General features: G+C 51.4%; 11 protein-coding genes and 1 other annotated feature (1 of these 12 cut by a window edge). Of the genes, 1 reads left to right on the top strand and 10 read right to left on the bottom strand.

What is annotated here, in order from left to right:
* Positions 1–7: 7 nt before the first annotated feature.
* The 9 genes from carB to ATH33_RS06600 form a co-directional block, all read right to left on the bottom strand.
* Complete coding sequence (gene carB, locus ATH33_RS06640) at positions 8–3220, bottom strand: carbamoyl-phosphate synthase large subunit (RefSeq protein WP_121874222.1); 3213 nt, start codon at positions 3218–3220, stop codon at positions 8–10.
* Complete coding sequence (gene carA / locus ATH33_RS06635) at positions 3213–4304, bottom strand: glutamine-hydrolyzing carbamoyl-phosphate synthase small subunit (RefSeq protein WP_049720279.1); 1092 nt, start codon at positions 4302–4304, stop codon at positions 3213–3215. Before carA ends, carB begins: the two co-directional genes overlap by 8 nt.
* A 19-nt stretch (positions 4305–4323) precedes the next feature.
* Positions 4324–5616 (bottom strand): dihydroorotase, encoded by a 1293-nt coding sequence (locus tag ATH33_RS06630; RefSeq protein WP_121874221.1) that lies wholly within the window; start codon positions 5614–5616, stop codon positions 4324–4326.
* Complete coding sequence (locus ATH33_RS06625) at positions 5601–6542, bottom strand: aspartate carbamoyltransferase catalytic subunit (RefSeq protein ID WP_206760016.1); 942 nt, start codon at positions 6540–6542, stop codon at positions 5601–5603. The genes ATH33_RS06630 and ATH33_RS06625 overlap by 16 nt, the downstream gene beginning before the upstream one ends.
* Positions 6543–6560: 18 nt before the next feature.
* Positions 6561–7925, bottom strand: coding sequence for a uracil permease (uraA, locus tag ATH33_RS06620; RefSeq protein ID WP_121874220.1), 1365 nt, complete (start codon positions 7923–7925; stop codon positions 6561–6563).
* Positions 7926–8063: 138 nt separating this feature from the next.
* A complete protein-coding gene (gene pyrR / locus ATH33_RS06615) occupies positions 8064–8609 on the bottom strand; it encodes a bifunctional pyr operon transcriptional regulator/uracil phosphoribosyltransferase PyrR (RefSeq protein ID WP_037995129.1) in 546 nt (181 codons plus the stop codon).
* 193 nt (positions 8610–8802) lie between these two features.
* Entirely contained in the window at positions 8803–9726 is a 924-nt protein-coding gene (locus tag ATH33_RS06610; protein ID WP_121874252.1) for an RluA family pseudouridine synthase, read from the bottom strand.
* A 17-nt stretch (positions 9727–9743) separates the two neighbouring features.
* Positions 9744–10232 (bottom strand): signal peptidase II, encoded by a 489-nt coding sequence (gene lspA, locus ATH33_RS06605; protein ID WP_049720281.1) that lies wholly within the window; start codon positions 10230–10232, stop codon positions 9744–9746.
* Between the two features lie 79 nt (positions 10233–10311).
* Positions 10312–11070 carry a TraR/DksA C4-type zinc finger protein gene (locus tag ATH33_RS06600; RefSeq protein ID WP_170151241.1) on the bottom strand — a complete coding sequence of 253 codons (759 nt, stop codon included), beginning with the start codon at positions 11068–11070 and terminating at the stop codon, positions 10312–10314.
* Positions 11071–11187: 117 nt separating this feature from the next.
* Here ATH33_RS06600 and ATH33_RS06595 point away from each other — a divergent pair, with 117 nt between their 5' ends.
* Entirely contained in the window at positions 11188–12540 is a 1353-nt protein-coding gene (locus ATH33_RS06595; protein ID WP_049720283.1) for an amino acid permease, read from the top strand.
* A gap of 73 nt (positions 12541–12613) precedes the next feature.
* Here ATH33_RS06595 and ileS read toward each other — a convergent pair whose 3' ends face one another.
* Positions 12614–15385 (bottom strand): isoleucine--tRNA ligase, encoded by a 2772-nt coding sequence (ileS, locus tag ATH33_RS06590; protein ID WP_049720284.1) that lies wholly within the window; start codon positions 15383–15385, stop codon positions 12614–12616.
* Between the two features lie 52 nt (positions 15386–15437).
* Positions 15438–15440, bottom strand: a binding site (T-box leader) (it continues 227 nt past the right edge of the window).

Genomic DNA, 15440 nt, shown 5'->3' with positions numbered 1-15440 from the left:
TCCTCCTTTACACCAACACTCGGGCGAAATCCGGCTTTTTGAGCGGTTCCGCATGGAATTGAATCGATTCCAAGGTTTCCAAAAGAGCTTGCACCGTATCCAACGAGGTCAAACAAGCAACGCCATGTTCCACCGCTTCCCGGCGAATCCGGAAACCGTCCCGCTCCGGCGTTCTTCCCCGCGTCCAAGTGTTTACAACCAAATCGGCTTTTCCCTGGCGGATCCAATCCAAAATGTTGGGCGATCCTTCCTTCAACTTGTTCAACCGCTTCACGGGCAAGCCGGCTTTTTCCAGAACTTCCGCCGTGCCTTGGGTGGCGACAATGTGGTAACCCAACTCATAGAAACGTTTCATCAAGGGAAGTGCTTCTTCTTTTTCTTTGTCCCCGATGGTTGCCACCACTGTGCCAAAGCGCGGCATCTGGATGCCGGCGGCCATCAGGCCTTTGTAAACCGCCCGGGCATAATCCCGGTCTTTTCCCATCACTTCCCCGGTGGATTTCATCTCCGGCCCGAGGGCGATATCCACCTTCGTCAGCTTGTCAAAGGAGAAGACCGGCACTTTCACTGAAATAAACTCACTTTCCGGCCACAATCCGGACTGATCATATCCTTGCTCCCGCAAATTGACTCCGAGCATGATTTTGGTGGCCACTTGCGCCATGGGAATTCCCGTGACTTTGCTTAAGAAGGGAACCGTTCTCGATGACCGCGGATTGACTTCCAAGGTGTACAGTTCATTTTGATACAGAACAAATTGAATGTTGATGATTCCCTTGATGTGAAGCGCTTTGGCGATTTTTTCCGTGATCCGGGCAACCTGCTCTTTTTGCTCCCCGGTCAGGGTTTGCGGGGGATAAACAGCAATCGAATCCCCGGAATGGACCCCTGCCCGTTCGATGTGTTCCATGATACCGGGAATGAGGACTCTTTCCCCGTCGCAAATCGCATCCACTTCGACCTCTTTGCCCAACAAGTAACGGTCGATCAGGACGGGATGTTCCGGATTCACTTTGACCGCTTGCTCCATGTAAGAGCGCAGTTCCATTTCGTTATGGACGATTTCCATGGCACGCCCTCCCAGCACATAGGACGGACGGACCAACACCGGATATCCCAGGATCCGGGCGGCTTTTACCGCTTCGTCCACCGAAGTGACCGCCGTTCCCGGAGGCTGTGGAATTTGGAGGTCGCTCATCAACTGTTCAAATTTTTTCCGGTCTTCCGCACGGTCAATTTCCTCCAAAGAGGTGCCCAACAACCGGATGCCTTCATCCTGCAAGTCCCTCGCCAGATTCAAAGCGGTTTGCCCGCCGAATTGCACGATCACCCCGAGCGGATTTTCTTTTTCAATGATGTTGAGAACATCTTCTTTAAAGAGAGGTTCAAAGTACAGACGGTCAGAGATATTGAAATCCGTCGAGACCGTCTCCGGATTGTTATTGATGATCACCGCTTCATAGCCGGCTTTTTGGATGGCCATGATCGCATGCACGGTCGCATAATCAAACTCGACTCCCTGACCGATCCGGATCGGCCCCGAGCCGAGGACCACAATGCTTTTTGCTTTGCTTACCGCCACTTCGTCTTCAGATTCATAAGACGAGTAATAGTACGGGGTATTTGCGGCAAATTCCGCGGCGCAGGTGTCCACCATTTTATAAACCGGGACAATGTGGTGTTGTTTCCGCAACGCGCGAACCTCTTTTTCCGTCCGGTTTGTAAGGCGGCCGATCGCCCGGTCCGTCATCCCGAATTGCTTGGCCTTTCTGAGCAACTCCGGGGCAAGGGAACCGGATGCTTGCAACTCTTTTTCCATCCGGATGATGCGTCCGATTTTATGCAGGAAAAAACGGTCGATTCGGGTGAGTTGATGGGCTTCTTCCAGACTGTGTCCGCGCCGGAACCATTCCGCCAGCAAAAACAGCCGCTCATCATCCGGTTTTTGCAGCCGTTTTCTCAACTTGTCGCCGGGAATTCCCCCGGCTCCCGGCAGGTTCAAATCATCCTGCCCGATTTCCAGCGAACGCACCGCTTTTAAAAGCGATTCTTCCAATGTCCGCCCGATGGCCATCACTTCCCCCGTTGCTTTCATCTGGGTTCCCAATTCCCGGTTTGCCGAGACAAATTTGTCAAACGGCCAGCGGGGAATTTTGCAGACCACATAATCGATGGCCGGTTCAAAACAAGCACTGGTTTGTCCGGTCACCGGATTTTTTAATTCGTCCAGTGTGTAGCCCAGTGCAATTTTGGCAGCCACCCGGGCGATCGGATATCCCGTCGCTTTGGAAGCCAGCGCACTGGAACGACTCACCCGCGGATTCACTTCAATGACATAGTATTGGAAGCTGTGCGGATCGAGTGCAAACTGGATATTGCATCCGCCACGAATATCCAGGGCGCGGATGATTTTCAACGCCGCATTCCGGAGCATCTGGTGTTCCCGGTCCGTCAAGGTCTGACTCGGGGCAAACACGATGCTGTCCCCGGTGTGTACGCCCACCGGATCAAAGTTTTCCATGTTGCACACCACGATGGCGTTATCCGCGGCATCGCGCATCACTTCATATTCAATTTCTTTGTATCCTGCGATGCTCTGTTCAATCAGGCATTGGGTGATCGGGCTGTAACGGAGCCCGTTTTCAACAATCTCTTGCAATTCTTTTTCGTCTTTGGCAATGCCCCCTCCGGTTCCGCCCAGTGTGTAAGCGGGCCGGACGATCACGGGATAGCCGGCTTCTCCGGCAAACCGGAGCGCTTCATCGACCGTGTGCACAATTGCGCTTTCCGGAACCGGCTCTCCCAGCTCTTGCATCAATGCCCGGAACGAATCGCGGTCCTCTGCACGGGTGATCGCTTGCAGATCGGTTCCCAGAAGACGGACGCCTTCCCGTTTTAGAACCCCTTGTTTGGCCAATTCCACCGCCAAGTTTAAGCCGGTTTGCCCTCCCAGGGTGGGCAAAAGACCATCCGGACGCTCTTTGCGAATCACTTGCGTGATAAATTCGGCAGTCAGCGGTTCAATATAGACGCGGTCTGCCATGTTGGTATCGGTCATGATCGTGGCCGGATTGCTGTTGACCAAAACCACTTCCAATCCTTCTTCTTTCAGCGCCTGACACGCTTGCGTCCCGGCATAGTCGAATTCCGCGGCCTGGCCGATCACAATCGGCCCCGAACCAATCACCAAAATTTTCTTCAAGGTCGAATCTTTAGGCATTGACGGTCTCTCCCTTCCGTGCAAAAGACTCCATCATCTCAAGAAAACGGTCAAACAGATAACCCGAATCAAGCGGGCCCGGTGCCGATTCCGGATGATATTGGACGGTGAACACCGGCAGGGTTTTGTGCCGGAGCCCTTCGACCGTCCCGTCGTTCAACGCAATGTGCGTGATTTCCAATCCGGTGTTTTTCACCGAGTCAGAAGTGACGGCATACCCATGATTTTGCGAAGTGATCACGGTGCGTCCGGTTGCCAGCTCCTTCACCGGATGGTTTCCGCCGCGATGCCCGAACTTCATTTTTTCCGTGTCGGCTCCGGCGGCCAACGCGACCAGCTGATGGCCCATGCAAATGCCAAACAGCGGCACTTTCCCCATCAATTGTTGGATCGTTCGGATTCCCTCCGGCACGTCCTTGGGGTTCCCGGGACCGTTGGACAACATCACCCCGTCCGGCCGGAAGCGCATGATTTCTTCGGCTGAGGTACTGTAGGGAACGGTAATCACCTCGCAGTTGCGCTTCACCAACTCCCGCACAATGTTGTGTTTGGCTCCGAAATCCATCAAAACCACCCGTTTTCCCTTGTTCGGGGAAATATGAATGCTTTTGGTGCTGACACGCGCCACTTGGTCACGCATCAACGGAAACTTCAACTGTTCATTCAATTCCTCCAAACTCTCTTCGCCGGTGGTGATGATTCCCTTCATCGTTCCGTGCATCCGGATTTTGCGGGTCAGCATCCGGGTGTCGATTCCGGAAATTCCGATCAATCCGTATTCCTTCAAAAACGTTCCCAGCGGCAATTCGTTGCGCCAGTTGCTGGCATATTCGGCATACTCGCGCACGATCAAACCGTGAGCGTAAGGGCGCAGGGATTCGTTGTCATCGCGCGAGATCCCGTAGTTGCCGATCAGCGGGTATGTCATGACCACCATTTGCCCGCAATAAGAAGGGTCGGTTAAAATCTCCTGATAACCGGTCATGCTGGTGGTGAACACCACTTCCCCCCTTTTAAACCCTTCTGCCCCGAATGATTCGCCAACCAATAACGTACCGTCTTCCAACAGCAATCTTGCTTTCACGGACGCTCCTCCTTTTCCACTACATCAGGCAATCGTCATCTTGCCATGTCACTTTTCCGTTCAAGATGGTCAGAACCGGCCACCCTTTTAATTTCCAACCGGCAAACGGGGTGTTGCGGCCTTTGGAAGCAAAGTCCTTTGGATCAATCACTTTTTCCCGGTCCAGATCAATGACCGTGATATCGGCCGGTCCCCCTTCCACCAGGCGGCCGTAAGGCAACCGGAAAACTTCCGCCGGTTTCAAGGTCATCTTGTCCACCAATTCGTGCAACGTAATCACACCTTTTATGACCAGATGCGTATAAAGCAGCGGAAATGCCGTTTCCAAACCCACAATGCCGAACGGGGCCTGTTCGATTCCCGCCTGTTTTTCTTCCGCCGTATGCGGGGCATGATCCGTCGCAATCAAATCGATCGAACCGTCTTTCAAACCTTCGATCAATGCTTGCCGGTCTTCTTTGGAGCGGAGGGGCGGGTTCATTTTCCAATTGGGATCGGGTCCGGGGATATCTTCGTCACACAACAACAGATGATGCGGAGTCACTTCGGCCGTCACTTTTTGCCCGCGGGCTTTGGCCTCCCGCACCAGCCGGACGGACGCTTTGGTGCTGATGTGGCAAACATGGTAGTGCGCCCCTGTCTCTTCCGCCAGCAAAATGTCCCGCCCCACATGGACCGCTTCTGCAGACGAAGGGATTCCCATCAGGCCGTGCTTTTTTGCAAACACGCCTTCATGGACGCATCCGCCTTTGGCCAGCGTGTCATCCTCACAGTGGGCCACCACCGGAAGGTCTGCCGCCACGGCTTTCTTCATCGCTTCTTTCATCATTTTGGCGCTTTGCACGCCGACCCCGTCATCAGTGACACCGATTGCCCCGGCTTTCTTCATGCCGGCCATATCGGTCAATTCATCCCCCCGCTGTCCGATGGTGATGGCACCATAAGGCAAAACCCGGGCCAAACCGGTTTTCTTTGCGCGATTGATCACTTCTTTAATTTTGTCCGGCGAATCGGTGACAGGGTTGGTGTTCGGCATCGGCGCAATCGTTGTGAATCCGCCGCGCGCCGCCGCCCGGCATCCCGATTCGATCGTCTCTTTCTGCTCAAATCCGGGCTCGCGCAAATGAACATGCATATCAATCAGCCCGGGGCAAACCAGTTTTCCGTCGGCCCAAATCACCGTCACTTCTTCATCGGGACGGATCTCCGGGGCAATCGCCCGGATCTTTTGCCCGTCAATCCACAAATCTCTTTGCACCAATTCTTTGCTTTCCGGATCCAACAAGTTCCCGTTTTTCAGCAGGATACGCAACGAAAATCCCCTCCCATCGCTCTTTCCAAGGCCGCCATCCGCACCCAAACTCCGTTTTTCATCTGTTCGAAAATTTTCGAACGCTGATCTTCAACCATTTCATCTGCAATTTCCACGCCCCGGTTGACCGGTCCCGGATGCATGATGATGGCATCCGGCTTCATGAGCCGGGCCCGTTTACGGGTCAGCCCGAATTGCCTGAAATACGCTTGTGCAGAAGAAAACAGCGTTTGGTCATGCCGTTCCAACTGCACCCGCAGCATCATCACCACATCAGCTTCCCGGAGAGCATCTTCAAACGGCACATAAGGCGCCAGTTGTTCAATCTCTTCATCCCGCATTCCATCCGGACCGCTCACCATGATCTCCATGCCAAACCGGGACAACGCCCAGAGACTGGAACGCACCACCCGGCTGTGCTTGATATCGCCAATCATCGCTACTTTCTTTCCTTCCAACTCTTTAAAATGCTTCCTCATGGTGTACAAATCCAACAAGGCTTGTGTCGGGTGGGCCAGGCATCCGGCTCCGGCATTGACGAGCGCGCATTCCGGCAGCCGGTCGGCCAATTCCTGAAAAACACAGGGGTCGGCGTGCCGGATCACCACGACACGGACTCCGAGCGAAGACAAGGTTTTGACCGTGTCATACAGCGACTCTCCTTTGGCCGTGCTGGAAACTTCCGGAGAGAAATGAATCACTTCCATTCCCAACTTTTTTTCGGCCACTTCAAAGGAAAAGCGGGTCCGGGTGCTCGGCTCAAAGAACAGATTTGCCGCAAACCGCCCTTGATACGGTGCATGTCCCGGTTGCCAATGCTCCTCCCAATACTGCGCCCGGTCCAAAAGCGTTTGTATTTCATTTCTGGATAAATCCTTGGTATCAAACAAATGGTTGGGGGCGAACCTTCGCTTCGTCACAGTCAACTGAATCCCTCCTGTCTGTCAGGCTGCTTCCGCCAACTCTTTTTGCCGCGAATCTTTTTCAGGCAAGACCAGATTGAGCAGAATGCCGGTGACGGTTGCCAACGCCATCCCTTCCAATTCCAGATGGATGTTGGCCAATTTCAGCAACGCCCCTCCGACTCCGATCACCAGAATGACCGATGCAATCACCAGGTTGCGACGGTTATCCAGGTTCACTTGATTTTCAATCAGCATCCGCAACCCGCTGGAGGCGATGACACCAAACAACAGGATCGAAACGCCGCCCATCACCGGAGTGGGAATGGTTTGAATGAGTGCCGATATTTTTCCCACGAAACTGAACATGACAGCCAGGACAGCCGTTCCTCCGATCACCCAGACACTGAAAATGCGGGTCATGGCCATCACCCCGATGTTTTCCCCGTAAGTGGTGGCCGGAGGGCCGCCGACCAGGGCAGCGATGCTGGTGGCAAGCCCATCCCCCAACAAAGAACGGTGCAATCCGGGATCTTTCACCAAGTCTCTGCCCATGATGTTTCCTTGTACCACCAAGTGTCCGATGTGTTCGGCCAACACCACCAACACCACCGGCAACATCACCACAGTCGCATGCCACGAAACGACCGGTGCCGTCAACTCAGGAGCGGCAAACCACGGGGCTTCCCTCACCGTGGCAAAGTCCACCATCCCCATCATCAAAGCCGTCAGGTATCCGCCAATCAGCCCAAGCAGTATCGGGATGAAGCGAAGGAATCCGCTGAATGCTAAATTGGCCGTGATGGCGATTCCCAAGGTGACAAGTGCCACGATAAAGTTCTCCAAAGAATAAACCTGCAATTGAACCTTTTCATTTTCCGGATCGACGGATTGAATGGTTCCGTCCAATGCCGCCCATCCGCTTGCGGTTTGCGGCATGTCCACGATCACTTCTTTTTTGCTGGCCATGTCCACCGCCGTGCCTGCCAGCGAAAGGCCGATGACAATCACCACCGAGCCGATTACAACCGGGGGCAGCAAATGATCCAGCCATTTCACGCCAAACTGGTATACAATCAGGGCCACCACTCCGTAGGCAATCCCGACCAGGAAACATCCGAATAACGCTTCACCCAGATGCTTTCCTCCTTGGGAAATGGTGATCACCGGAACAATGAAGGCAAACGAAGACCCCAGATATGCCGGGATTTTGCCCCGTGTCACAATCAAATAGGCCAGCGTCCCGATTCCGCTGGATAACAGTGCGACGGCCGGATTCATCCCCGTCAACAACGGCACCAGCATCGTGGCGCCAAACATGGCGAACAAATGTTGAAAGCTGAGAAAGAGCCATGACAAAGCTTTGGGTTTTTCATGCACATCCATGACAATTTTTTGTGAACTCATTGGCCTTAACTCCTTTGTTGAGGATAAAAAAACGTCTCTTTGCCCATACGCAAAGAGACGCAGTAAAACAATACAGCGCTTGTTTGTCAACCGCATCCCTTTGCCGGACTCACTGGACCGATTTAAAAGGGATTGATGCTATCCTTGATTTTGTTGTCGGATACTGACCCGTTCTTCTCCCTCATCCACTTCCGAGAGATAAACCGAAACCACTTCCGCCCGGGAGGTGGGAACATTTTTGCCGACATAGTCGGGGCGGATCGGCAGTTCGCGATGCCCGCGGTCAATGAGGACAGCCAATTGAATCATCTGCGGCCGTCCCCGGTCGATCAAAGCATCCATGGCGGCCCGAACCGTTCTTCCCGTAAACAAAACATCGTCGACCAAAATCACTTTTTTTCCGTTGATGTCCGGGATGTTGGTTTCCCGCACTTCGGGTTGATCATTTTTTTCCGTCAAATCATCGCGATAAAGCGTGATATCCAACTCACCGCAAGGAAGGGATTTTCCCTCAATCTGATGGATCCGTTCTTTCAGCCGGTCAGCCAGATAAATCCCTCTGGTTTTAATCCCGATCAGAACGCAGTCATCCACGCCTTTATTCCGCTCCAAAATTTCATGTGCAATTCGGGTTAACGCCCGGCGAATCGCTGCTTCATCCAAGATCACTTTTTCCTTTCCCATGCTTTCAAGAACTCCCTTCTTTGATTTCGGCGGCACAAAAAAAGTCTTTGTCTTGCCAGACGGCAGACAAAGACCTCCTGAAAAAGGGCATACCAACCCTTTTTTACATTTCCGTGCCCTTGCCAGCCTCACTGGACTGGATTTAAAGGTTCCTTTTCACTTATCTGTATCATACCGGTTGGTTTTGTGATTGTCAACAAAACGGCTGCTTTAATGCCTTGTAAATTTTTCTCATATCCTCCGGCCACTCCGCTTCCAAACGGATACGCCGGCCCGTTCTCGGGTGCGTAAAGCCGAGCACTTGTGCATGCAGGGCTTGCCCCTCAATCGCATAGGGATTTTTCTTCGGACCGTAGACCGGATCCCCAATGAGCGGATGCCCGATATATTTCATATGTACCCGAATCTGGTGCGTCCGGCCCGTTTCCAGCCGGCACTCCACCCATGTCGCCTGTTGAAATCGTTCCCGCACAAAAAAATGCGTCACCGCCGGTTTGCTGTTTTGAGAGATCACAGCCATTCGCTGACGGTGTTTGGGATCCCTTCCGATGGGGGCATCCACTGTGCCGTGATCGTGCGGAATCACGCCATGGCAAAAAGCAACATACACCCGCTCAACCGAATGCTCCTTCAATTGTGCCGCCAACGACTGGTGTGCCAGATCATTTTTAGCCACCATCAACAACCCGGAGGTGTCCTTGTCAATGCGATGAACGATTCCGGGGCGGGCAACCCCTCCAATCCCCGACAGTTCATCCCCGCAATGGGCCAAAAGCGCATGAACCAACGTTCCCGAGTTGTTTCCCGGTCCCGGATGCACCACCATCCCCCGGGGTTTATTCACCACAATGACATCCTCATCTTCATAACGGATGTCCAAGGGAATCGGTTCCGGGCGGATTTCGGCCTCTGTGACCGGCGGGACATTGAGGGTGACCACATCCCCTTGCTTCAAACGGTAATTTCCTTTTTTATTTTTTCCGTTCACCCAAGCCAATTGGGCACGGATCCATTCTTGAACCCGTGCACGCGACCATTCTTCATTTTTTTGGGGAAGGAATTTGTCTAACCGCTCCCCGTCTGCAGAATCATCGATTGTCCATTCATAATGCTCCATGTTTTCCCATGACTCGTTCATTGTGTGTCCCTCACTTTGGTTAAAGGCTCTTTTTCTGCCGCGGGACTGGCAAAAGTCAACACCACGAGCAGAAAAACGCCGACCACGATCGATGAATCCGCAAGATTAAAGATCGGAAATTGATAAGCACCGAATTGGAAATGCAGGAAATCCACCACTTCTCCCAACCGGATCCGGTCGATCAAATTGCCGGCGGCACCGCCCAAAATCAGGGAAAACGCCGTCGGCATCCATGGGTTTTTTTCATCTTTGACCTGCCATAAGTAATAAACCACAAAGCCAATGACAATCAGCGTGATGGAGACAAACAGCCAAATTTTATCCTGCAAAATGCCAAATGCGGCTCCCCGGTTCCGGTGCGAGGTCAGATAGAAAAAACCGTCAATCACCGGAATCGATTCATACAGATTCATTTTATGTTCAACGAGCCATTTTGTGGTTTGATCCGATAAAAGAATGAGTAACGCAATCAAATAATATCTCAAGAGTCCTCCTCCTGTCCCCCACCGTCGATAATCCTTTTATCCCTCCGATTGTAGCACAGGCCGGAGTCTTCTCACAAGCTTACGACAACGGGTCGTCTTCCCGTTCTTCCCGCTCTTTTTGAGCATAGGCATCATTGTGGGTGATTTCTGTGATCTCATCCGTTTTCCCGGATAAATCCGTAATCGAAAACCCTTCCGTCAAGTCGACATACCCCCGGTGCTCATGCGAATCAATCATCAACTCATTATAATTTCTTTCTTCCACAAAAAAATCCGGGGGATTGGAAGTGCCGTACTGTTCCACATCCTGCCAGGCATCTTCTCCATCGTAAAAATTCTTGTCACTTTGGTCCTGATTGCGTCCGCCGGAATCCATCACTTTTTCTTCCGCCGGACGCCTGATGGAGGAATGTTGCTCCGGATGGTGATTCACGCAATACTCTGTGGTCGGCACCGCTTCCAACCGGTCTTCCGCGATTTCTTGGCCGCAAACTTTGCAGATCCCGTAGGTTCCCTGATTCATCCTCTCCAGCGCCTTGTCAATTTCCTTCAACCGGCGCTCATCATTTTCATTCAGGGCCAAATCTTTGCCCCGCTCGAAAATCTCCGTCCCCAAATCGGCCGGGTGGTTATCATAACCGGACAATTCGCCGATCGATCCGTTCATGCTTTGATCCATGCTGTATGAATCGTTTTGTTTCAACCGTTTTTCAATTTGGCTTTTTTCCTGTTCCAATTTTTGACGCAGCCTTTGTTGGACAACCGGATTTGCCACTTTACATTTCACCTCCTGTTTGATGGAGTCAGCAATATCTTCTCCGCCTGACCTCCTTTTCATGTATCCCATCCGTTGACGATTTGATAATTTCGAATAAACGCAAATTTATTAAACCCCTTTCTTTTTCACTTTTATACTGTTATGCTTTTGGGTAATAAAGTGGGGTGAAAACATCGAATGAGCCAATTGCAAAGAAAATTACGCCCTCGCCACGTTCAAATGATTGCCTTGGGAGGCGCAATCGGAGCGGGAATTTTTCAGGGCAGTGCAGAAACGATCCAATCCGCCGGCCCCGGGGTACTGATCGCTTATCTGATCGCCGGAGTTTTGTTGTTTATCGTGATGGGATCGCTTGCGGAAATGGCGCTGGCCAACAAAGGATTGGACATAAGGGGACTCATTTATAAAGCATTGGGATACCAAGTTTCATTTGTGGTCGGTTGGATTTATTTCATCATGTGGATTTTGGTGATGGCCGTGGAAATCGTGGCCGCCGGAACCTTTTTGCATTACTGGTTTACCGGCCTTCCGGTCTGGCTGCTCAGCTTTATGGTCGCTTTGGTGCTGGTCGGTTTAAACCTTTTGAGTGTCGGCCTGTTCGGAGAAGTGGAATTTTGGTTGACCGGCATCAAAGTGTTCACACTGATGGCTTTTGTCATTTTGGGTTCCGGATTGATGTTTGGATGGTTTCCGACGGAAAATCCGCCGTATCTCACCCATCTGACGGCACACGGAGGTTTCTTGCCCCTCGGATGGAAAGGCGTGATTTCCTCCCTTTTGATTGTAATCTTCTCCTATGGTGGAACCGAAATGATCGGGCTCACCATCACCGAAATGAAAGATCCGGAAAAATCCTTGCCCAAAGTGATTAAAGATATCATTATCCGGATTTGCCTGTTCTATGTATTGCCATTGTTTATCATCATGGGACTGGTGCCCTGGAATCAGGTCGGCGAGGCAGGAAGCCCGTTTGTCACCGTCTTTTCCGCTTTGGAATTAAAAGGCGTGGCGCACATCATGAATTTTATCCTGCTGATCGCCGTGACTTCGGCAGCCAACACCGGGATTTACTCCAGCTCCCGGGTGCTGTATTCGTTGGCAAAACAAAAAGAGGCCCCTGCGATTTTCAGCCGGTTGAACAAAAACGGCGTGCCCATTTACAGCCTCATTCTGTGCGCCGGTAGCCTGCTTCTGGGGTCGGTTGTCGCCATGGCGGCTGAAGAGAGCGTGTTTCAATATCTGATGGGAATTCCGGGTTACACCACCATCATGCTTTGGATCATCATTTGCCTTTCTCAGTTGAAATTGCGGAAGCAATACAAGGAAAAACCTTTTTTCCAAATTCCTTTATACCCGTATTTGACAGGTTTCACCCTGGCCGTATTGTCAGTGATTTTCATCACACTGTTGCTGAATCCGGATAACATTATTAACAGCATGGTCTTCCTGTCCATGATGATCGTACTGTTTTGCGCGGCCCGGTTCAAATCGGGCCTTGCGGATCAGCCGTTGCCCGACTCTTCTTCTTGATTTTACGCACGACAAATCCAAAGCCCCCTTCTCTTTATTGAGAAGGGGGCTTTGATTTGTTGCGTTTTCTGTTTTATTCGCTCAAATCGACACCCAATTTTTTCACAATGGTGGCACAGCGCGAGCACAGATGCGGATGGTCGGCATCTTGACCCACAGTCGGGGAAATCACCCAACAGCGCTCGCATTTTTCTCCTTCCGCCGTACGAACCGTCACTTTCACCTTCTCCTCCGCCGTCACTTCAGAAGAAGCTTCGTTCAGGACGACATCGGAGACAATAAACAGTTGATCCAAATGATCTGTCGACCTGAGCAACTCCCCGGCTTCCGGATTCGGTGTGATTTCGACAGTCGCTCCCAGCGAGTTTCCGATTAATTTTTCGGCCCGCGCTTCTTCCAGCGCTTTTAAGACCACATCGCGGATGGTCAACAATTCATCCCATTTTTTCTCTAAAGCTTCGTCATACCAATCTTCTCTTGCAACCGGGAAATCACAAAGTTGCACACTGATTTCACGATCGCCCGGAATGTATTTCCAGACTTCCTCCGTCGTATGCGGCAGGATGGGGTTGATGATTTTCACCAGTGTCAGCAAGACTTCATACAACACGGTTTGTGCCGAACGGCGCACTTCCGAATCCGTGGGCAATACATACAGCCGGTCTTTTAACACATCCAGGTAGAACTGGCTTAAAAACACCGTGCAGAAATGGTGGATGTCATAGTATACTTGGTGAAAATCATATTCATCATAAGAGTTGCTCACCCGCTCGACCAGACGATTCAGCTTGATGAGCGCATAACGGTCCAATTCGGTCAGTTCATTCAGAGCCAAACGATCCGAATCGGGATCAAATCCGTTCAAGTTGCCCAGCAAAAAGCGGAACGTGTTCCGGATTTTCCGGTAAGCTTCGGCTGTTTGTTTCAAGATGGCATCCGAAATCCGCACATCAGCCTGATAATCCGAAGAAGCCACCCACAGGCGCAAGATATCCGCACCATATTGTTGGATCACTTTGGCCGGGGCAATCACGTTCCCCAGGGACTTGGACATTTTCCGCCCTTCTCCGTCCAAGGTAAATCCGTGGCTCAGCACTTCTTTATATGGAGCTTGCCCTTTGGTTGCCACGGCGGTGGACAGAGACGAGTTAAACCAGCCTCGATATTGGTCTGATCCTTCCAAATACATGTCCGCCGGCCATTGCAAGTTTTCCCGTCCTCCCAAAACCGCACGATGACTGCTGCCGGAATCAAACCACACATCCATCGTATCGGTTTCTTTGCGGAACTTGTCATGACCGCATTCGGAACAGGTGGAATTTGGCGGCATCAATTCTTCAACCGGTTTTTCATACCAGACTGAAGAGCCCCGTTCTTTAAACAGATTGGCAATATAATCAATGGTTTCATCGGTCACATGAGGATGGCCGCATTTGGTGCAATAAAAGATCGGCAAAGGGACGCCCCAAATCCGCTGCCGCGAGATACACCAATCTCCACGGTCGGCAATCATGTTGTGAAGGCGGATTTCTCCCCAGGACGGTGTCCATTTGACTTTCCGGATCTCTTCCAACATTGCTTCACGGAATCCGTCAATCGAAGCAAACCATTGTTCGGTCGCCCGGAAAATGACCGGTTTTTTGGTCCGCCAGTCATGGGGATATTGGTGGGTGATAAAGCCCAATTTTAATAAGTAACCGGCTTCCTCCAGCTTTTCCGTCACTTTTTTGTTGGCATCGTCATAGAACAATCCTTCAAAGCCGGGAGCTTGCTCCGTCATGCGCCCTTTCTCATCCACCGGGCAAAGCACTCCCAAATTGTATTTTTGTCCGACATAAAAGTCCTCTTCCCCGTGTCCCGGAGCCGTATGAACACAACCGGTCCCTGCATCCAAAGTGACATGATCTCCAAAGATGACGGGACTTTCCCGGTCATACAGCGGATGCCGGCAAATGACGCCTTCCAGCTCTTTCCCTTTAAAAGTTGACAGCACCCGGTAATCGGAAATGCCGGCCTCTTCCATCACTTTCTCCAACAATGCTTTGGCGACCACCAGTTTGCGTCCATTCGCCTCAACCAGGTTGTATTCAAAATCCTCATGCAAAGCAACGGCCAGGTTGGCGGGAATCGTCCAAGGCGTGGTGGTCCAGATCACCACATAGGTGTTGTCATCCGAAAGCACATCATTGCCCCGTTTCACCGGGAACAAAACATAAATGGACGGCGAGCGTTTATCACGGTATTCAATTTCCGCTTCGGCCAGTGCCGTCTCGGAAGACGGGGACCAGTAAATGGCTTTTTGCCCGCGATAAATATAACCCTTTTTCAACATTTCCCCGAACACACGGATCTGTTCGGCTTCATATTCCGGTTTCAACGTAATATAAGGGTTGTCCCAGTCTCCCCGGACCCCCAGGCGTTTGAATTGTTCTTTTTGTTTATTGACAAAGGATAAAGCATACTCTTTGCACATTTCCCGGAATTTGACCGGATCCACGTTTTTCCGGTCCACTTTTTTCTTGCTGACGATGGCATGCTCAATCGGCAAACCGTGGGTATCCCAACCGGGAATGTAAGGAGCATAATATCCCTTCATCGATTTATACCGGATAATGAAATCTTTGAGAATTTTGTTCAGAGCATGCCCGATGTGCAAATCCCCGTTGGCATAAGGAGGGCCGTCATGCAGAATAAAGGAATTGGCTCCTTTTCTTTTTTCCAGCACTTGCTGATAAATGTCGATCTCATCCCACCATTTTTGCATTTCCGGTTCACGGTTGGGCAAGTTCCCGCGCATTGGAAAATCGGTTTTCGGCAGGTTTAATGTTTGACGGTAGTCCGGCATGTGTGATCACTCCTTTATCCTTTCTAAAAACATAAAAAAACCTTCTGCATCCTCT

It is taken from the genome of Thermoactinomyces vulgaris, assembly GCF_003688725.1.
Classification (GTDB): Bacteria; Bacillota; Bacilli; order Thermoactinomycetales; family Thermoactinomycetaceae; genus Thermoactinomyces; species Thermoactinomyces vulgaris.
Note: the sequence above shows the minus strand (reverse complement) of the source record. Positions and strands in the feature narration are given on the sequence as shown.